Raw genomic sequence first — 19,637 nt, 5'->3', positions numbered from 1 at the left:
GATTTTCAAATTAATTATATCGCAAAATAATACCGCCGTCAATAAGGGTTAAATGCGTTGATTTTTGTCGATAGATATGATATAATCAAAGTGTATTTGCATTATTGAGTTTGTTGATATGGGGGCGTAAAAAAATGCTTGATATTGCGGTGTGTGATGATGAGCGGCAAATTGCTGAGGCTATCGCTGAATTTGCCGAACGTACCTGCGGTGAGCTTGGCAGGGAGCACAGGGTGACGGTTTATACTGACGGGAAAAAGCTTCTTGAGGAGCGAAAGAATTTTGATCTTATTTTTCTCGATATCGAAATGCCGGGGATAAACGGCATTGAGCTTGCAGGGCTTATAAGAGAATACGATCACAACGGACAGATAGTTTATGTGACCAATTATAGAGATTATATGCGAAAGGCCTATCGTGTCCACGCTTTTGATTATCTTTCAAAGCCTGCTTCTTATGAGGATATTTTTCAGATAATAAGCGATTATATCGGGCTGAGAGACAAGGCGGAAAGCAGGCAGATAGAGCTTGTGACCATAAACAATGAGAACATTATGATAAGCGAAAGCGATATGATATACATATCCTGCGGACACGTCAAGCGGTCTGTTATCGTTATAACAAATCGTGGAGATCATATTTGCAGGGGGCGGATAAATGATATTTTCGCATTGCTTGACAAAAAAGATTTCTTTATGCCGCATAGAAGCCACATTATAAATCTCAGAATGGTGAAAAGCTTTGTGAAAAACAGTCGGGTCATTATGATGAACAATGACGAGATACCGCTTTCGAGGGGAAACAGTCTTGAATTTGAAAAGCGGCTGGCGGAAAATATGCTTGAAAGGGTAAGTGTGAGAAGCTTATGACGGCGGTCTTAAGAAACTGGGTCGCAAGCGAGCATTTTTACGCTCAGCTTTATGTTATCGTAAATTCGCTTTGCGATGTGCTGGCGTATTTTCTTACATACTGCGTATGCGGAAAATTATTTGAACGCAGGGTGACGAAAAAGCGGATAATATTTCCTGTGATAATGGTCGCTGCGCTGTGGCTTGTGGCTGTTCATCATTTGAGCGGAGTGAACTTTTTCAATGCGCTTTATATGCTGGTGTCCTTTGAGCTTATGTGCTTGTGCCTTTACAAGGTATCAATAAACACGTCAATAATAGTGAGCTTTGTGAGCTGTGTATACGGCGTGTTTTTGGACGTTATCGTGACTGTGATGATGTGCGTGGTTATGAAAATGAATTTGTATGACTATTCACATTCGGACAAATGCAGGACCATCGGCTGTATTTTTATCGTTACGCTATGGCTTTTGAGCTACAAGATATATTCGGCTGTGAATATCGTCAAGGGCGAATCGGTTTTGACGGCATATGAGGTCGTATTCATTATCTGTTTGACGCTGTTTCAGTTCGTTATAATCTATCTTGTCACGCTGCTTTCGGGGGATTCTAATGGTATAATTCTTACCCTTTGTATGATAGGATTTACCATAATAGACTTTTTTGTTGTGCACCTTATGGAGCTGCTTTCAAAAAGCTACAAGACCAGATATGAGCTTGAGGCGGTTAAGACGCAGAACAAGATACAGCTTGACCATTACGAGGAGCTGAACCGCAGATATATCGAGACGGGGTGTATGCTTCACGATATCGAGAAGCACATTTCGGCGATAGAGAGCCTTGCGGCGGAAAATTCCTCAGAGGCAGGAAAATACACGGCGGCGCTGAGGCGTGACATTATGAAGCTTGGCAATGTATTTGACTGTTCAAACAGGCTGCTCGGTGCGGTGCTCAGTCAGAAGATATCTTCGGCGGAAGAGCTTGGCATAAGGGCGGAGACGGATATACAAAACCTGTCTCTTGAATTTATGGAGGAGACTGACATAACGTCGGTATTTGCAAATCTGCTGGACAACGCTATCGAGGCCTGCAAGGAGGTCGGGGGCGAAAAAGTCATTGTGCTGAAAATGCAGCAGATAAACGAGCTTGTGCTCATAAGCGTTGAGAACACATTTTCGGGAAAGCTTTCAAAGCGTGGTGAGAATTACAGGACGACAAAGGCTGGTCACAAGGGGCTTGGGCTTACAAGCATAAGGCTTGCTGTGGAAAAGTACGGCGGATATATTACCACGGGTCGATCGGGCGACAGGTTTATTGCTAATGTGGTTATTCCGATAAGGGCATGATGTAATGAGCTGTCTGACGAAAAAAGCCGACTTTCGCAAAAAAAGCAGATCAACGGGCGACCAAAGGTCGCCCCTACTTATATGTCGTGGTAAAAATGATCGTTATGGCAAATTTCTATATGTGCAAATGTTAACAAAATATCACAAATATCTATATAATTTTGGCTATAAATAAGTTGTATCATTAAATCATATAACAATGCGGCGCAGGCTGTTTTGTTCATAATTTCCAAAATATAATAACGGAGGAAAAGAATATGTCTACCAGATCTTACAACGAATTTTTACCAAGCTATTCAATTGGCGACGACTGTTACAAAGAGATACCCTATGTTACCCGACGTTATGGAAAAAGGGCTGTTGTTATCGGCGGCAAGACGGCTATGGAGAAGGCCAAGCCTGAGCTTTTGGCGGCTGTGGAAGGCTCTGACATCGAGCTGACAGATTTTATTTGGTACGGCGGAGACTCGAATTACGAGAACGTTGAAATGCTCAAAGCTATGCCCGAGGTGCAAAATGCGGATATGGTTTTCGGCGTTGGCGGCGGACGTGCTGTTGACACGGTAAAGACCCTTTGCGACAGAATGGACAAGCCGTTTTTCACTTTCCCGACGCTGGCTTCAAACTGTGCTTCCTGCACGGCTATTTCGGTGATATACAACGCTGACGGAACTTTCAAGGAATACGCTTATCTTAAAGCGCCTGCTTTGCACACTTTTATCAACACGAAAATTATTGCCGAGTCGCCCGAAAAGCTTTTCTGGGCTGGTATCGGCGACGCATTGAGCAAGGAATATGAAGTTGTTTTCGCTTGCCGTGACAAGGATATGATACACACGCCTTTGCTTGGCAAAGTGCTTGCGACGGCTTGTACGGAACCGCTTATTTCATATGGCAAAAAGGCTTTGGAGGATTGCAGGAACAATGTTTCTTCAAAGGATATCGAGCAGGTGGCACTTGACATTATCATCACGGCGGGACTTGTTTCAAACTTTACTGTTCATCAGAACAATCCCGACCCTAAGGACGATTATTACTACAACTCATCGCTGGCGCATTGCGTTTATTACGGCGCTTCGCTGTTTCCAAAGTGCGAACACAAGCATTTGCACGGAGAGATCGTTTCATTTGGCGTACTTTGCCTTTTGACTTATGACGGACAGCTTGAGGAGCGTGAGCGCATTTTTGAATTCAACCACAGCATTGGTTTGCCTTGCACGCTGGGGGAGATAGACCTTGGCGAGGAGGACGTTGCGGCCATCGCTCACAAGGCGGCGAGCGTTGTTGAATGGACTTATGTGCCGGGTGAGCCTACGGAGGAGAAGTTTGTAAAGGCTATTCTTGACACGGACAAGGACGGCAGGGAATTTCTTGGTGGGAAATAAGGTGCGATAGACTGGCAAAAAAACGGGCGAACGATGTTCGCCCCTACAAATAAACGACGCATTTATGTGATTTGTAGAGGAAAATTGTTGTTCGACAATGCTCACAACAATTTGCGTCCTCGACGTCCCATTTGTTTTGACATTGACGTTTTTGAATAATAAATTATAAAGGCTCGTCCTGCACGTTTTGTGTGGGGCGAGCCTTTTTGTATGTGTTTCTTTTTAATCGTCTGAGCCGACTTCTGAGAGCAATGCATTGCGGCGGTGGGCTAGTATTTCGTCTTTATGCTGGTTGAAATACTGATCGTAACGGTCTCTGCCGAACTTTTGGACTAGGTTCGAGTTGAAGTTTGATATCTTGGCGTCAAATTCGTCATCGTCTGCAACACGGAGGTTGTTATAATCACGCATTTCATACTGTTTGCCTTTGCGGTCGTAATCGAGGACGTCGAGGAGCATTGCGGTATTGAAACGTGACTTCACATCGGCGTGGCTGAGCTGCTTGGCGGCTTCGGAGCCTGTCATATAGACGTGGTAGATATGCTGATCGAGGTCGAATTTATATTCATAGCCGCCCTCTTTTCTTGCGGCGTTGATAATGGCTTTTTTCTGCTTTGTTTCGGGCTTTGAACGGCCTTTGAGACGGGTGAGGAGACGATAGGTCTCATAGAAATTTTTCTTATCGTAATCGCCGAAACGGATATTTTCGTTGGCGGTATCTTTATCAAGGTCTTGGTTCAAAGCTTCGCTGTCGAGGACTGTTTTTGCGGCGATGGCGTTCCAATAATTGCGCAGGAAAACGCCTTGGGTATGGTCTTGGTCAAGCTCTATTCTAAAATAGCCGCAGGTGGGATAGAGGGAATAGGTGGTCTTATCGGTCTGATTTGCACGGCTGAGCCTTTGGACTTCTTCCTTTGCGCCACGGGCGCTTATTACAAGCACTCTGCCGATAATTCTTACGATACCGATGATAAAGTTGCCGATTATGACGAGGGGGAGGATAAAGCCCCACATTATTGCGAAAGTCATTCGCAGGGCGAGGAGGATCACAAAGAGCGGCCCCCATATTGTCATACCGAGGTCGACCTCGTATTCCTCACGGGTCATTTCGTCCTCGAGGAGGACGACTTTTGAGAACTGATTATAGACTGAGCCGAAAATATTGAAGCCTTTTCTGCCGACTCTGAAGGGGAAGCCTGCGGCGAAGAGCCAACAGAGTGCGCCTGCGATCAAGGCGGTGAGCCAATAATAGTTGACGAATTTTGCCTGCTTAAAACTTATTTCTTTATTGAGAAAGCTATTGACAGGCTTTTGCAGGAAGGTGACTTTTGAGCAGATGGTCTTGATGGAATTGTCGATATCCTTATAGGTGGCTTTTTCGCCGTCCTTGACGATATCCAAAGCGCTGGCGGTTGTGACGGTCTGGGTCGAATTTTCGGCTATGTACTTATCGAACCTGTTATCGTCCCCTGCGAGCTTTGGGACAGCGAGGGCGGTTATGACGATCGCCACGATAAGTATTACGGTCTGCATAAGTGCGGTGATAATGCTTTTCATAACTTTTTCCTTTCATATTGATTTTCTATTTATTACTTCTATCAGCATTGTTAAAAGCAGGTAGCAAGTGGATTTTACCACGATTTGTGGATATCCAAACAAGTGGGACGTCATTTTATATGCGAGCAATGTCGAGCAGATAAAATTCGCCGTCCCCTACAAGACTGTTTATTAACACGCTGAATTTGTATTTATAGTCCTATTATAATATAACTCGGGCGATCAATCAATAGTTTTTGCAAAAAAATCGGCGGATTTTTTATTGTTTTGGCGTTGGGCGGATATCTTGATTACGGGGGTTTTATATGGTATAATTATCTTAATAAGATATCGGCTATCGGACAAAGTGAGCAATAGGCGTATTTATGCGCTTTTGCAGGCTGTTATCTTGATATGATAATTTTGATCGGACAGGATAAGATAAAATGAAAAGAACGGTAATTGGAATTATCGCCCACGTTGACTCGGGCAAGACGACACTTTCAGAGGCAATGCTTTATCTTTCGGGCGAGATAAGAAAGCTCGGCCGTGTTGACCACGGGGACGCTTTTCTTGATACTGATATGATCGAGAAAAACAGGGGCATTACGGTGTTTTCTAAGCCTGCAGAATTTAGTTACAAGGGTGTGTCGTTCACGCTGCTTGACACGCCGGGACACGTTGATTTTTCGGCGGAGACTGAGCGGGCTTTGCAGGTGCTCGATATGGCTGTGCTTGTCATAAGCGGAACGGACGGGGTGCAGAGCCACACGCAGACCCTTTGGCGGCTTTTGCGGCGGTACAATGTGCCGACCTTTGTGTTTGTGAACAAAATGGATCTTGACGGGGCGAACAGGGGCTTTGTTATGACCAGCCTTGACGGTCGGCTGGGGTCGGGGTTTGTGGATTTCTGCCGCAGCCGTGAAGAGGTGGCAGAGGACTGTGCTGTGTTTGACGAGGGCATAATGAACGAATTTCTTGACAGCGGTGAAATGTCTGTGGAGGCTGTTTCGTTGGCGGTGAAGGAGAGGCATATTTTTCCTTGCTTTTTCGGCTCGGCATTGAAGTCTCAGGGTGTTGAGCGGTTTATGGACGCTTTGGCGGAATACTGTCCTTGCTATGAAAACGGCGAGGGTGGAGAACTTAGCGAATTTGGCGCAAAGGTATACAAGATATCTGAGGACGGCGGTGCAAGGCTCACGTTTATGAAGATAACTAGGGGAGCGCTCAAAATACGCAGTCTTGTGGACTATATGACCGCTGACGGCGAGGGCGTTTCGGAAAAGGTGGCGAGGATAAGGGTATACTCGGGGGCGAAATTTCGCTCGGCGGAGGTGGCTGAGCGTGGAATGGTCTGCGCTGTTGAGGGGCTTACAAAGACTTACGCAGGGCATGGGCTTGGAACGGAGAGCGATTCGGCATCGCCGTTGCTTGAGCCTGTGCTCACATATCGTGCTGAGCCTAAGGAGGATATCGACGCACACACTTTGCTTTCATATTTTCGGTTGTTGGAGAATGAGGACCCTCAGCTTCACGTTGACTGGAACGAACAGCTCAGCGAGATACACGTCAGCATAATGGGCGAGGTGCAGCTTGAGATACTGAAAAACATTTTCAAGCGGCGATTTGATGTGGATATAGATTTCGGTGAGGGCAGTATTGCATACAAGGAGACTATTGCAGAGGAAGTTTATGGTTACGGTCATTACGAGCCGCTGCGGCATTATGCGGAGGTGCATTTGAAGCTTGAGCCGTTGGAGCGTGGAAAGGGTTTGCAGTTTGCAACGGAATGCAGCGAGGATATGCTGGATAGGAACTGGCAGAGGCTCATTTTGACACATTTGCAGGAGAAAAAGTATCTTGGTGCGCTGACGGGTTCGCCTATCACGGATATGAAGATAACTCTTATGTCGGGCAGGGCGCATTTGAAGCACACCGAGGGCGGCGACTTCAGGCAGGCAACTTATCGTGCGGTAAGGCAGGGTTTGCGCAGGGCAAAGGGGGTACTGCTGGAGCCTTTTTACAGCTTCACGCTGGAAGTGCCTTCGCAGAATGTTGGCAGGGCGATAACGGATGTACAGAATATGGGTGGAAGCTTTTCTGCGCCGGAGGTCACGGGGGAATTTTCGGTGATAAAGGGAAGTGCGCCTGTATCGGAAATGCGTGGATATCAGCAGCAGGTGGTGAGTTACACAAAGGGGCTTGGACGGATAGTTTGTTTGCCGGACGGATACAGGGAATGTCACAACGCTGAGGAAGTTATCAATGCGTTTGGATATGAGGCGGACAGCGATCTTGAAAACACGGCGGACTCGGTATTTTGTTCACACGGGTCAGGGTACAATGTCAAGTGGGACGAGGTGGAAGAGCATTTACATTTGCCTGCCGAGGGTCGGCGGAGGGAAGCTGTCGAGGCTGCGCCTGTTGTGAGAAACAGGGCGGAGGATTTTTGCAGGCGTGCTGTGGCGGACAAGGAGCTTATGGAGATATTCGAGCGGACTTACGGCAAGATAGATCGTGACAAGCGGTATGCGATGAGGACGCCTAAGAAGTCGGAGAGTTCCGTAAAATCGGGGAAGCCTAGGCAGGTATACTCTGGGAAAGAGTATTTGCTTGTGGACGGATACAACATAATTTTCGCTTGGGAGGAGCTTAAAAAGGCGGCTGCGGAGAGCCTTGATCTTGCGAGGAGCATACTTATCAACAGGCTTTGCAACTATCAAGGATACAAGCAATGCGAGCTAATACTTGTATTTGACGCATACAAGGTGCGTGAGCAGGAACGTGTTGTGGAGAATTATCACAACATTTCCATTGTTTACACAAAAGAGGCTGAGACCGCTGACACTTACATTGAAAAGACTGCGCACAAGCTCAGCCGTGAGCACAAGGTACGTGTGGCGACTTCCGACGAAATGGAGCAGGTCATCATAATGGGCAGCGGTGCGTTCAGAATGTCCGCTCAGGAGCTTCACGAGGACGTTGAGAGGGTGGAACGGGAGATACGGGAGTTTATTGAGGGAATGGGGTAGGACAGAGGACAAAGATACTTGTTTTCTTATATGAACACAATATAATAAAGTAAAAATTGTCACCTTATGCTATTCAATAGTAAAGGTGACTTTTTATGGGCTTATGACTTTATTTTTGTATATTACGACAAAAATAAGGACTATTTCCTGTGAAATCTTGATTTTTATCTCAGTATATACTATAATATATTTATATTTACTGTAATAATTTCTTTATTCGAGGTATATAATGAGAAAAATAACTACAAATTTGAAAAGCGTATGGTTTGCTTTTTGCATACACGTTGGTATACCATTTTATAAAACAGTAGAGAAAATTAAACGAGACAGGCGCAGCATATTTGGTTTTATATCAATGATGATATTTGCTGTCTTATTCTTTTTATCGTTAGTACTGTTGTGTACGTCTGTTTGGATAAGGAATTATCTTGGCAATATAAGTATTTCTTCGATAATATTTACGCTTAGATACGCTGGCGGAGGTTTGACTGCGACAAATGTGTGGATGGTATTTGTAAATTGCCTTTTGCTGCCTATTGTGTTTACATATTGTTTCACAAGGTATGGCCTGCTTGTTTTGAGGTACAGATCTGTTGAGTATGAGAACAGGAGTGGTCAGTCGCAGACTATGAAATTTAAGGAAAAGGACTGGGTCGCTTATGAGGTGCTGCTGATAATTCTGTCGGTTTTGGCGGTATATACTTCGTGTTTGTTTTTGCCGTACGTTGATTTTATAAAAAATCAACGGAGCGACACTACTATTTTTGAAGATTATTATGTTGAGCCAACAGACGATAATGTTATTTTTCCAAATGATAAAAGAAATCTGATATACATTTATCTAGAGTCAATGGAAAACACCTATATGGACAAGGCTTCTGGTGGTGATTTTAAGGAAAACTACATACCTCGACTGACAAAATTGGCTGATGAAAATACATACTTTTCAAACACAGAGTTGCACGGCGGTGCGTCTGTATTTCCAAATGGTACAAGCTTCACAATGGGTTCTTTAGTCAGTCAGACGACGGGAGTCCCTTTTATTGCAGATGTTAATAGCAATGGTGATATGGAAAATGTAAAAACTATTCTTCCAAATGCGGTAACGTTAGAGGATATTTTAGCAAAGCAGGGGTATGAACAGGTTTTGCTTCAAGGAAGTGAGGGCACATTTGCAGGTGTGGATAGGTATTGGAGAGAAGGCAAAAGCTCAAAACTTATAGATTATGATGAATTAGTAAAAGAAAGAGTAGTTCCTGAAGATTATTATGTAAACTGGGGAATAGAGGATCAGAAGATATATAACTATGCAAGAGAAAAATTACTTGAACTATCTGACGACGGTGCGCCATTCGCTTTATCGTTATTCACGATCGACACTCATTTCCCTAATGGCTACAAGTGCGAGCTTTGCGAGGATAACTTTGATGAGCAATATGAGAATGTGATCTGTTGCGCAGACAAGCAGGTGTCAGATTTTGTTAGCTGGATAAAAGAACAGGATTTTTATGAAAACACTACGATAGTTATTGTAGGCGATCATCTGAGTATGAAAAATGAGTTTTTCAGAGACGAGAAATATATCAGGACTACATACAACTGCATAATAAATGCGCCTGTTCAGGCTTCAAGGACAAAAAACAGGTGCTTTACAAGCGCAGATATGTTCCCGACTGTTCTTACCGCCTTGGGTGCAGAGGTAAAGGGAGACAGATTGGGACTTGGAACAGACCTTTATTCAGATACGCCGACATTGTGTGAAGAATTGGGAGCAGATAAGCTTTGCGAGGAACTAAATAAAAAGTCGGACTATTATTACGAACATTTTTGGGGCAACGATCAATTGTGATATTTGACAACGTTTGCGGCATATTGCCCGAAAATTCTGCTTTGAATATCCAAATAACTTGATGAAATGTCCGCAAAACGTAGAAAGTGCTTGCCGAAAATAATAAATGCGCTTAACGCTTAAAAAGAAGAGCAGGCACAGCCCTCGGCGATAAGGTGCGGACACTATACATTTTTGCATTTTAGTGCTATAATAGCTTTAGTGATCTTGCATTTATGAAAAGGGGCTATTATAGTAATGAACAAAGATGTTGTGAATATTTTTGATACAGAGCGTTTTGAGGACGAAAGAGGTTTTCTTTCGGTTATTTATGACAAGGGATTTCCTTTTGATTTTGAGATAAGGCAGATAAACCAGGGATATAGTAAAAGTGCATACACTCTTCGTGGTATGCACTTTCAAGAAGAACCTTATTCGCAGGCCAAGATAGTTACCTGTCTTAAAGGTTCGATATTGAGCGTTGCGGTGGATCTGCATAAGGAAAAGACTTTTGGATATGCTTACAGCGAGGTCTTATCTTTTGAGAATCATAAAATGATGTACATACCAAGAGGCTTTGCTCACGGATATCTGACTTTGGAAAACGACACGCTTATGCAATGGTGAACGGACGGCGATTTCTGCAAAGAGGCTGCAAAAGCTGTTCGATATGATGATCGTGATATCGTATGGCAGGGCGAAAGCTGGGTCAATGGTGTGGAGTACATAATATCTGAAAAAGACAAAAATGCGATGAGTTTGCAGAATCATTTAAGATCACACAGGTGATGTATTTTGGTTCAAATGGTCCAGATACCAGTTTATTGTATTTGTGATACCGACGTCGAATGATACTGTTGGTTTCCAGCCGAGTTCGGTGTTTATTTTGCTGAAATCAATGGCATAACGCAGGTCGTGACCTTTCCTGTCGGGGACGTATTGAATAAGGCTTTCGGGTCTGTCAAGCTTTTGACAGATAAGTTTGACTATATCTATATTGCTTTTTTCACAATCGCCGCCGATATTGTATATTTCACCCGACTTTCCTTTGTGGATGATAGCGTCGATAGCTGCGCAATGGTCGGATACATAGAGCCAGTCACGGACATTCAGGCCGCTGCCATACACGGGCAGCGGCTTATTTTGTGCTGAATTTGTTATCATAAGTGGGATCAGCTTTTCTTCAAGCTGATTAGGACCGTAGTTGTTTGAACATCTCGATATGGTAACGGGAAGTCCGTAGGTTTTATGATAAGCAAGGCAGATAAGGTCTGCGCTGGCTTTTGAAGAGCTGTAAGGGCTTGAAGGCTTTAGTGGAGAGAGTTCTGTGAATTTCAAACTGTGATCGTCAAGAGGGAGGTCACCGTAAACTTCGTCGGTGGATATCTGATGATAACGTGAAATGCCAAACTTCACGCAGGCGTCCAGTAGCACGGTAGTGCCAAGTATATTCGTTGTGAAGAAGATATCGGGAGATGTTATTGAGCGGTCAACGTGGCTTTCTGCGGCAAAGTTGACGACGATATCGGGAGCGTAAGTTTTGAAGACATTGAAAATAGTTTCTTTATCGCAGATATCTGCTTTTACAAATCTAAAATTGCTGTTATCGGCGGCTTGTGACAAATTGGACATTTTGCCTGCGTATGTCAATGCGTCAACGCAGATTATTTGATGATCTTTGTGGTTATCAAGGATATAGTTTACAAAATTGGAGCCGATAAAGCCTGCGCCGCCTGTTATCAATATGGTCATAATTTACCCTCCGCAAGAATTTGATGATTTTATTATAGCATATTTTCAGACAAAACAAAAGCTTTTTCACATTAATGGGCTGCAAATATTGACTTTATACGTCAAAAGTTATATACTATATAATGTAAATAGACTGCTTGGAAAGGAGCGTGTGGGCTATGGCGAAAAGTGAATATTTTTCTTCGAGATCATCGTCGGTAAAGTCTGAAAGAGTGCTCTATACACCTTCGGTTTTTGCCAGAACTTCGCTGCTGCATTTGCAAGAGGCCGGTTCACTTCAAGCGCTCAAGCCGCACTCGTCCTCCAGAAGCGGGCTGCTTTCATATCTTTGCTTTGCTGTTATGTCGGGCTCGGGGGAGCTTTTATATGACGGCAAGGTATACGGACTGAAAAAAGGCGATGTGGTTTTTATTGATTGCAGGAAGGATTATTCACATTACACAAGCGACGATCTTTGGAGTTTGCGGTGGTGTCATTTTTATGGTGCTTCAATGCAGTCGATATATGAGAAATACAGAGAACGTGGCGGTCAGCCTGTTTTTCATCTGGTGGGGTTTGATTCGGTGACGGAGCTGCTTTCGCAGTTGTATGTTCTTGCAAATTCTCCCGACTATATACGGGATATGAGGATAAATCAGACTCTGAGCTGTCTTCTTACCTTGCTTATGGAGGATTCTTGGGATCCAGAAAACAGTCTTGCTTCAAAAAAGCGAATGAAACTTGGCAGCGTAAGAGCTTACATTGATGAGCATTACACGGAGAAGATCACCCTTGACGGGCTGGCTTCTGTATTTTATATAAACAAATTTTATCTGTCTAAGATATTTAAGGAAACATATGGAATGACAATAATCGCCTATGTTGAGCAAAAACGTATCACAAAAGCCAAAAGTTTGTTAAGATTTTCTGATAAGACTGTTGACGAGATAGGTTATGAGGTGGGAATGAGCGATGCTAACTATTTCAGCAGGCTTTTTAAAAAGATAGAGGGGATAACGCCCTCGCAGTTCAGAAAGCTTTGGTGATAGTTCAACGTTTGTTAACAAAACCAATATTGTGCTATAATTAATTTACTTATGCCGTTTTAAACGACAGCAAAATATTGTATAATATTCATTGCTACGACAATTAAGACCATTTAATGGCTGAATATTGAAAGGAAAGGTACAATTTATGAAAACTGCGCTTATTACAGGTATTACAGGACAGGACGGTTCATATCTTGCAGAATTTCTGCTTGAGAAGGGCTATGCTGTTCACGGTATAACAAGACGTGCTTCTATCGCCAACACAGGAAGGATCGAGCACATTATTGACAAGATCAAGCTCCACGACGGCGATCTTACTGACTCAACTTCACTTATCAGGATCATCAAGGAAGTTCAGCCGGACGAGATATACAATCTTGCGGCACAGTCACACGTTCAGGTATCTTTTGATGTTCCGGAGTATTCCGGCGACGTTGACGCTATCGGCGTGCTTAGAATACTTGAAGCTGTAAGAATGCTGGGTATGGAAAAGACAACAAAGATCTATCAGGCTTCTACTTCTGAACTTTACGGTAAGGTAGAGGAAGTTCCTCAGAGAGAGACAACGCCTTTCCACCCTTACAGCCCATATGCTATTGCAAAGCAGTATGGTTTCTGGATGATAAAGGAATACAGAGAAGCTTATGGTATGTTCGCTGTAAACGGCATTCTTTTCAATCACGAGTCAGAGCGCAGAGGCGAGAATTTCGTTACAAGAAAGATCACTCTTGCAGCAGGCAGGATCGCTGAGGGCCTTCAGGATCATCTTGAGCTGGGCAATATGGATTCTCTTCGTGACTGGGGCTATGCAAAGGACTATGTTGAGTGTATGTGGCTCATTATGCAGCAGGACGAGCCTGACGACTTTGTTATCGCAACAGGCGTTCAGCATACAGTAAGAGACTTTACTGAAAAGGCATTCGCAGCAAACGGCATTGAGCTTCGCTGGGAAGGCAAGGGTCTTGATGAAAAGGGTTACGACGTAAAGACAGGCAAGATGATGGTTTGTGTAAATCCAGCTTGGTTCAGACCTACTGACGTTGACAATCTGTGGGGCGATCCTACAAAGGCTAAGACAGTCCTTGGCTGGGATCCTCAGACAACAAGCTACGAGCAGCTTGTAAAGATAATGGCAGAACACGACAGGGAGCTTGCTAAGAGAGAAAAAGCCCTCAAAGAAGCAAACAAGTAATTAGGAGATGCTTTATAAATGATGGAAAAGAACGCAAAGATATATGTTGCAGGACACAGAGGAATGGTCGGTTCTGCTATCGTAAGAGAATTGCAGAAGCAGGGCTATACAAATATAATCACAAGAACGCACAAGGAGCTTGATCTTTGCAGACAGGACGCTGTTGAGAAGTTCTTTGCAGAAGAGAAGCCTGAGTATGTGTTCCTTGCAGCGGCTAAGGTCGGCGGCATTGTGGCCAATGAGAATGCTCTTGCTGATTTTATGTATGACAATATGATACTTGAGATGAACGTTATCAACTCAGCTTGGAAGAACGGCTGCAAGAAGCTTGAATTTTTAGGCTCGTCTTGTATTTATCCGAGAATGGCGCCTCAGCCAATGCAGGAAAGTTGTCTGCTCACTTCTGAGCTGGAAAAGACGAATGAAGCTTATGCGCTGGCTAAGATATCCGGTCTTAAGTATTGTGAGTTTCTTAACAGACAGTATGGCACAGATTACATATCGGTAATGCCTACGAACCTTTATGGTCCTAACGACAACTATCACCCGACGCACAGCCACGTTCTTCCTGCGCTTATCAGAAGATTCCACGAGGCAAAGGAACAGGGTCTGCCATACGTTACTTGCTGGGGCGATGGTTCACCGCTGAGAGAGTTCCTTTATGTTGACGATCTTGCTGATCTCTGCGTGTTCCTTATGAACAATTACAGCGGAAACGAAACTGTAAACGCAGGAACAGGAAAAGAGCTCACTATCAAGGAGCTCACAGAGCTTACGGCAAAGGTCATTGGTTACACAGGCGAGATCAGATGGGATCCGAGCAAGCCGAACGGCACACCGAGAAAGCTTCTTGATGTAAGCAAGGCTACAAAGCTTGGCTGGACATACAAGACAGAACTTGAGGACGGCATAAAGCTGGCATATGAGGATTTCCTCAACAATCCGATGAGAGCTGAAAGATAAAATATTGACAATACCGTGCAGGCAGACGATCCCTGTGCGGCATTGCCGTATAAGGGAGAATTATTATGAATATAGTATTGCTGTCGGGCGGTTCCGGTCAGAGACTTTGGCCTCTTTCAAATGATATCCGTTCAAAACAGTTTATAAAGCTTTTCCATACTGAAAACGGAGAGCTTGAATCAATGGTACAGCGTGTTTACAGACAGATCAGACTTGTTGACAAAAATGCGACTGTTACGATAGCTACGTCGAAATCGCAGGTATCGGCTATCCACAATCAGCTTGGTTCGGACGTTGGCATAAGCGTTGAGCCTTGCAGGCGTGACACTTTCCCTGCTATTGCGTTGGCGGCGGCTTATCTGCACGATGTCCAGAAGGTCGATCTTGATGAATCAGTTGTGGTTTGTCCTGTTGACCCGTATGTTGAGCCTGATTATTTTGAAGCTCTCGAAAAGCTTGGGGAATATGCTGAAACGAGCAAGTCAAATCTTGTGCTTATGGGAATAGAGCCTACATATCCAAGCGAAAAGTACGGATACATAATCCCTGCCAACGGTGATGAGGTCAGCCCTGTAAACAAGTTCAAGGAAAAGCCTGACCGTGAAACTGCAGCAGAGTATATTTCACAAGGCGCATTGTGGAACGGCGGCGTTTTTGCGTTCAGATTGGGATATGTTATAAAGCGTGCTCACGAGCTTATTGATTTCCGTGATTATCAGGACCTTTATAAAAAGTATGAGACCCTTGAAAAGATAAGCTTTGACTATGCGGTCGTTGAGCACGAGCCGTTTATCGAAGTTATGAGATTTTCGGGTATGTGGCGTGATCTTGGGACCTGGAACACTCTTACAGAAGCAATGGACAGTCACAGCGTCGGACAGGCTCTTTTCAACGACAATTGCAGCAATGTACACGTTGTAAATGAGTTGAATGTTCCTGTGCTTTGTATGGGACTGAAAGATATCGTTGTTTCGGCAAGCCCTGAGGGTATTTTGGTATCGGACAAGGAGCAGTCGAGCTACATAAAGCCTTTTGTGAATACGCTGGATCACAAGGTTATGTTCGCTGAAAAATCCTGGGGAAGCTTTAGGGTGCTTGATGTTGAAAGCGACAGCCTTACTATCAAAGTTACGCTTAATCCAGGTCACGGAATGAATTATCACGCACACGAGTATAGAAATGAAGTGTGGACTGTTATAAAAGGAACGGGTAGGGCAGTAATAGATGGGGCTGAGTGCGTTGTCAAGGCTGGCGATGTGTTGGAAATGTCGGCAGGAACAAAGCATACTGTTATGGCTGAGACTGAACTTGAGATAATCGAGGTACAGCTTGGCAAGGATATCTCTGTTCACGATAAGATAAAATACGATCTGTAATATGCGACCGCATACTTGATTTTGGAGTATGCGGTATTGCCGTTATTACGTTAATTAATATAAATAAGAATGAGGTTAGATTATGAGTGCATCTGGTAAGAAATACAAAAATCTGTTTTTGCAGCAATCCTATTTTGATAATACTGATCTTTACAGCGAGATCTTAAAGCGTGAAAAGGCAAATGATGCTCACAAGATCGCTGTATGGGATTATGTTGTGCTTTCGGCTTCAAATGAAGCGCAGGCGCTGGCTTACAGAAATCAGATAGATTGGAGAATAAAGAACCACAGTCTGCCTGCGGAGACAAAATATGCTGTTATCCCAGATGTTGATGGAAAGAGAGTAGGTTCGGGCGGAGCGACGCTCAATGTGCTCAAATACATATCTGAAAACGATGATAGGGATATTTCAAAGCTGAAAATAATGGTGCTTCACAGCGGCGGAGACGCCAAGCGTACACCGCAGTACAGCGCTTGCGGAAAAATATTCTCGCCTGTACCGAGAACCTTGCCTGACGGAAGACGTTCTACGCTTTTTGACGAGTTTATGATCTCAATGTGCGGCATACCCGGAAGAATATCGAATGGTATGCTTGTATGCTCGGGCGATGTTTTGCTGTTGTTCAATTCTTTGCAGCTTGATTTTTATGAGGACGGAGCAGCGGCGCTTTCTATAAAGGAGACTGTCGAAGTCGGCAAGGATCACGGCGTTTTTCTTGGCAGCGAAGACGGTTATGTAAGACAGTTTTTGCACAAACAGTCTGTTGAAAACCTTGAAAATGTTGGTGCGGTCGATAGTCATCATATGATAAATATTGACACAGGTGCGGTAATATTCAGTGGAAATATGGTCAAGGATCTTTATTCGTTGGCTGATAATGATGAGAAATTCAATGAAATGGTGAATGAGCACGTCAGACTGTCATTCTATGCTGATTTTCTCTATCCGCTGGCTGAGGACAGCACGCTGGAGCAGTTCTACAAAGAACAGCCTGAGGGTGATTACAGTCCTGAACTTGACAAGGCTCGTGAAAAGATCTGGAACGTGCTGAACAAATACAGAATGAAGCTTATCAGATTTTCACCATCATCTTTCCTGCATTTTGGAACGACAAGAGAGCTTTTGAAGCTTGTAACTGATGAGATGGACAGCTATAAGGAACTTGGCTGGCAGGGCGTTGTGAACAGCAATTATCACGGGAATAGCATTGCGGCATCTAATTCCTACATAAGCATAAAGGCGAAGGTAGGAAAGGGTTGTTACATAGAGGACAGCTATATACATCACAATGCTGTTATCGGCAAGGGCTGTGTTATATCGGGCTGCACTATCGGAAAGGCAAGAAAAGGCAAGAACGAAAAGCCTGTTGTTATTCCTGACAATACTGTGATACACGGACTGAAACTTGCTGACGGAAGATTTGTTGTCAGAATGTACGGCGTCAACGATAATCCGAAGGAAGCAAAGCTTTTTGGAAAGGCGATCGACGAAACTCTTTGGACGAAGCCGTTATATCCTGTAAGAAACACCATATCAGAGGCTTTGGAATCGGTATTGAGCGGCGATGACAGCGGCGAGCTTATGAGCCTTAAAGACAGCTTTAACAATGCTGATGTGACGCAGATATTGCCTTGGCAGGAAAAGCTCAATGACAAGATCAAGATAGAAAGTCTTATAGAGGCTATCGACGCCAATGTTCCTGTAACAGAGGCGGTGGATATTTTCAGAACGGGAATATCACAGCGTGTAAACAGAAAGCTTCTTGAAATGGCTGAGAAGCTTGATTGCAGCGATCTTAATTCTTTCAGCAGAAAGATAAGGATATACTATTATCTTTCAAAGCTTATAGACGAAGAGAAAAACAGCGATCTATGTTTTGATACCATAAGAGACACGATACTCGGCAGCGCTTTGAAGGATATTGACTATCACGGCGAGTACAAGATCAAAAAGGACAAAGTTATAACAAGGCTGCCTGTTCGTGTGAACTGGGGCGGCGGCTGGTCTGACACTCCGCCATACTGTATGGAACACGGCGGAACGGTTTTGAACGCTGCTATAAAGCTCAATGGTGAATTTCCAATCGAAGTTACGATAAAGAAGATCAATGAAAGCAAAATTATACTTGCCAGCACAGATGTTGGAAGTTACGAGAAATTTACTGACATCAAGAAGCTTCAGGATTGCAGCAATCCGATGGACGCATTTGCACTTCACAAGGCTGCGCTGATCGCTTGCGGAATTATACCGTATTCGGAAGATATATCCATTGATGAGATATGCAGTCATCTGGGTGGCGGATTATATATGAACACCCGTGTGATAAATATTCCGAAAGGAAGCGGTCTTGGAACGAGTTCGATACTGGCAAGCGCTTGCGTAAAGGGATTATACGAGATACTGGGCGTAAAACTTTCTGACAACGATCTTTATAACACGGTGCTTTGTATGGAGCAGATAATGTCGACCGGTGGAGGTTGGCAGGATCAAGTCGGCGGAGCAGCTCCTGGAATAAAAATGGTAACGGCAGACAGGGCGCTCAAGCAGAAGATAATCTGTACGCCGCTAAGAGTAGGAAAGGACACACTTCACGAACTCAATGAACGTTTTGCACTCATTTACACAGGTCAGAGAAGACTTGCAAGAAATCTTCTCAGGGATATTGTAGGAAAATATGTTGGCGGAGACGAAGAAGTTACGGAAGTTCTTTACAAGATACAGCAATCGGCGGTACTTATGCGTCTTGAGATCGAGAAGGGAAGAGTTGACGGACTTGCCAAGCTGATGAACGAGCATTGGGAGCTTTCAAAGAGGCTTGACAAGGGCTGCACGAACACCTGCATAGATCAGATATTCCTTTCGATAGAAGATCTGATAGACGGTAAGATGATATGCGGAGCAGGCGGCGGAGGTTTCATACAAGTAATAATGAAGAATGGGGTTACCATAGATCAGATGCAGGAACGTCTTGACGAAGTATTCTCAGAGTCAGGAGTCGGTGTTTGGAAGACTGAATTTTATATGGGCTAAATTTTTAAAGGCAGAGGGAGCGTTGCGACGTTTTCTCTGCCTTTTTGTTTATGAATCATAAAAAATTGTCCAAAGCGCTTACATTTTGATATCGGAAATTATATGTATTCAATAAATTTTAGAAAGCAATTACAAATGGCTGTAAAAATATTGACTTTTTTGCGGAAAAATGCTATAATCATAAATGATTGATGAATAGTTTGTGTGGATATGATTTCATAAGAAATTGGATACGGAAAATGCTGGTGCGTTTGACGTGTTCGGTAATGTCTACACGAAAAAAGCGGTGGAGGTGTGGAATGCTGGGAGCGGAGTATGTT

Annotated in this window: 13 protein-coding genes; 11 read left to right on the top strand and 2 right to left on the bottom strand. The window is 43.9% G+C overall.

The genetic code is table 11. The features are described 5' to 3' along the window. Positions 1-134: 134 nt before the first annotated feature. The 3 genes from QZ371_RS10155 to QZ371_RS10145 all read left to right on the top strand — a co-directional run bounded on the left by QZ371_RS10155 (position 135) and on the right by QZ371_RS10145 (position 3,579). Entirely contained in the window at positions 135-869 is a 735-nt protein-coding gene (locus tag QZ371_RS10155) for a LytTR family DNA-binding domain-containing protein (RefSeq protein ID WP_295212130.1), read from the top strand. After that, complete coding sequence (locus QZ371_RS10150; RefSeq protein WP_295212128.1) at positions 866-2,194, top strand: sensor histidine kinase; 1,329 nt, start codon at positions 866-868, stop codon at positions 2,192-2,194. Before QZ371_RS10155 ends, QZ371_RS10150 begins: the two co-directional genes overlap by 4 nt. Before the next feature lie 257 nt (positions 2,195-2,451). After that, positions 2,452-3,579, top strand: coding sequence for an iron-containing alcohol dehydrogenase family protein (locus QZ371_RS10145; RefSeq protein WP_295212127.1), 1,128 nt, complete (start codon positions 2,452-2,454; stop codon positions 3,577-3,579). Between the two features lie 222 nt (positions 3,580-3,801). Here QZ371_RS10145 and QZ371_RS10140 read toward each other — a convergent pair whose 3' ends face one another. Beyond that, positions 3,802-5,136 carry a hypothetical protein gene (locus QZ371_RS10140; RefSeq protein WP_295212125.1) on the bottom strand — a complete coding sequence of 445 codons (1,335 nt, stop codon included), beginning with the start codon at positions 5,134-5,136 and terminating at the stop codon, positions 3,802-3,804. A gap of 425 nt (positions 5,137-5,561) precedes the next feature. Between QZ371_RS10140 and QZ371_RS10135 the strand changes: the two genes are divergently transcribed. The 3 genes from QZ371_RS10135 (at position 5,562) to QZ371_RS10125 (ending at position 10,602) form a co-directional block, all read left to right on the top strand. Further along, positions 5,562-8,147, top strand: coding sequence for a translation factor GTPase family protein (locus QZ371_RS10135; RefSeq protein WP_295212124.1), 2,586 nt, complete (start codon positions 5,562-5,564; stop codon positions 8,145-8,147). Between the two features lie 577 nt (positions 8,148-8,724). Then, positions 8,725-9,996 (top strand): LTA synthase family protein, encoded by a 1,272-nt coding sequence (locus QZ371_RS10130; protein ID WP_295212123.1) that lies wholly within the window; start codon positions 8,725-8,727, stop codon positions 9,994-9,996. Between the two features lie 237 nt (positions 9,997-10,233). Further along, a complete protein-coding gene (locus tag QZ371_RS10125; protein WP_295212121.1) occupies positions 10,234-10,602 on the top strand; it encodes a dTDP-4-dehydrorhamnose 3,5-epimerase family protein in 369 nt (122 codons plus the stop codon). Between the two features lie 150 nt (positions 10,603-10,752). Here the strand turns inward: QZ371_RS10125 and rfbB are convergent, their stop codons facing one another. After that, on the bottom strand, positions 10,753-11,727 hold the full coding sequence (gene rfbB, locus QZ371_RS10120; RefSeq protein ID WP_295212120.1) for a dTDP-glucose 4,6-dehydratase: 975 nt from the start codon (positions 11,725-11,727) through the stop codon (positions 10,753-10,755). A gap of 158 nt (positions 11,728-11,885) precedes the next feature. Here rfbB and QZ371_RS10115 point away from each other — a divergent pair, with 158 nt between their 5' ends. The 5 genes from QZ371_RS10115 (at position 11,886) to QZ371_RS10095 (ending at position 19,317) form a co-directional block, all read left to right on the top strand. Then, positions 11,886-12,752: an AraC family transcriptional regulator gene (locus tag QZ371_RS10115; RefSeq protein ID WP_295212119.1), complete on the top strand. Its 867-nt coding sequence runs from the start codon at positions 11,886-11,888 to the stop codon at positions 12,750-12,752. A 148-nt stretch (positions 12,753-12,900) separates the two neighbouring features. Beyond that, positions 12,901-13,947 carry a GDP-mannose 4,6-dehydratase gene (gmd, locus tag QZ371_RS10110; protein ID WP_295212117.1) on the top strand — a complete coding sequence of 349 codons (1,047 nt, stop codon included), beginning with the start codon at positions 12,901-12,903 and terminating at the stop codon, positions 13,945-13,947. An 18-nt stretch (positions 13,948-13,965) separates the two neighbouring features. Further along, on the top strand, positions 13,966-14,910 hold the full coding sequence (locus tag QZ371_RS10105) for a GDP-L-fucose synthase (protein ID WP_295212116.1): 945 nt from the start codon (positions 13,966-13,968) through the stop codon (positions 14,908-14,910). A 65-nt stretch (positions 14,911-14,975) separates the two neighbouring features. After that, positions 14,976-16,286 (top strand): sugar phosphate nucleotidyltransferase, encoded by a 1,311-nt coding sequence (locus tag QZ371_RS10100; RefSeq protein WP_295212114.1) that lies wholly within the window; start codon positions 14,976-14,978, stop codon positions 16,284-16,286. Between the two features lie 82 nt (positions 16,287-16,368). Continuing rightward, a complete protein-coding gene (locus QZ371_RS10095; RefSeq protein WP_295212112.1) occupies positions 16,369-19,317 on the top strand; it encodes an L-fucokinase in 2,949 nt (982 codons plus the stop codon). The last annotated feature ends 320 nt before the right edge of the window (positions 19,318-19,637 follow it).

This window comes from Ruminococcus sp. (genome assembly GCF_019423705.1).
In the GTDB taxonomy this organism is placed as follows: Bacteria; Bacillota; Clostridia; order Oscillospirales; family Ruminococcaceae; genus Hominimerdicola.
This window is presented reverse-complemented; position numbering and strand designations above follow the sequence as displayed.

Bases quoted from the DNA above. Each gene is read 5' to 3' on its own strand.
- QZ371_RS10135 (WP_295212124.1), top strand. From the start codon at position 5,562: ATGAAAAGAACGGTAATTGGAATTATCGCCCACGTTGACTCGGGCAAG.
- rfbB (WP_295212120.1), bottom strand. From the start codon at position 11,727: ATGACCATATTGATAACAGGCGGCGCAGGCTTTATCGGCTCCAATTTT.
- QZ371_RS10125 (WP_295212121.1), top strand. From the start codon at position 10,234: ATGAACAAAGATGTTGTGAATATTTTTGATACAGAGCGTTTTGAGGAC.
- QZ371_RS10115 (WP_295212119.1), top strand. From the start codon at position 11,886: ATGGCGAAAAGTGAATATTTTTCTTCGAGATCATCGTCGGTAAAGTCT.
- QZ371_RS10145 (WP_295212127.1), top strand. From the start codon at position 2,452: ATGTCTACCAGATCTTACAACGAATTTTTACCAAGCTATTCAATTGGC.
- gmd (WP_295212117.1), top strand. From the start codon at position 12,901: ATGAAAACTGCGCTTATTACAGGTATTACAGGACAGGACGGTTCATAT.
- QZ371_RS10140 (WP_295212125.1), bottom strand. From the start codon at position 5,136: ATGAAAAGCATTATCACCGCACTTATGCAGACCGTAATACTTATCGTG.
- QZ371_RS10105 (WP_295212116.1), top strand. From the start codon at position 13,966: ATGATGGAAAAGAACGCAAAGATATATGTTGCAGGACACAGAGGAATG.
- QZ371_RS10095 (WP_295212112.1), top strand. From the start codon at position 16,369: ATGAGTGCATCTGGTAAGAAATACAAAAATCTGTTTTTGCAGCAATCC.
- QZ371_RS10155 (WP_295212130.1), top strand. From the start codon at position 135: ATGCTTGATATTGCGGTGTGTGATGATGAGCGGCAAATTGCTGAGGCT.
- QZ371_RS10150 (WP_295212128.1), top strand. From the start codon at position 866: ATGACGGCGGTCTTAAGAAACTGGGTCGCAAGCGAGCATTTTTACGCT.
- QZ371_RS10100 (WP_295212114.1), top strand. From the start codon at position 14,976: ATGAATATAGTATTGCTGTCGGGCGGTTCCGGTCAGAGACTTTGGCCT.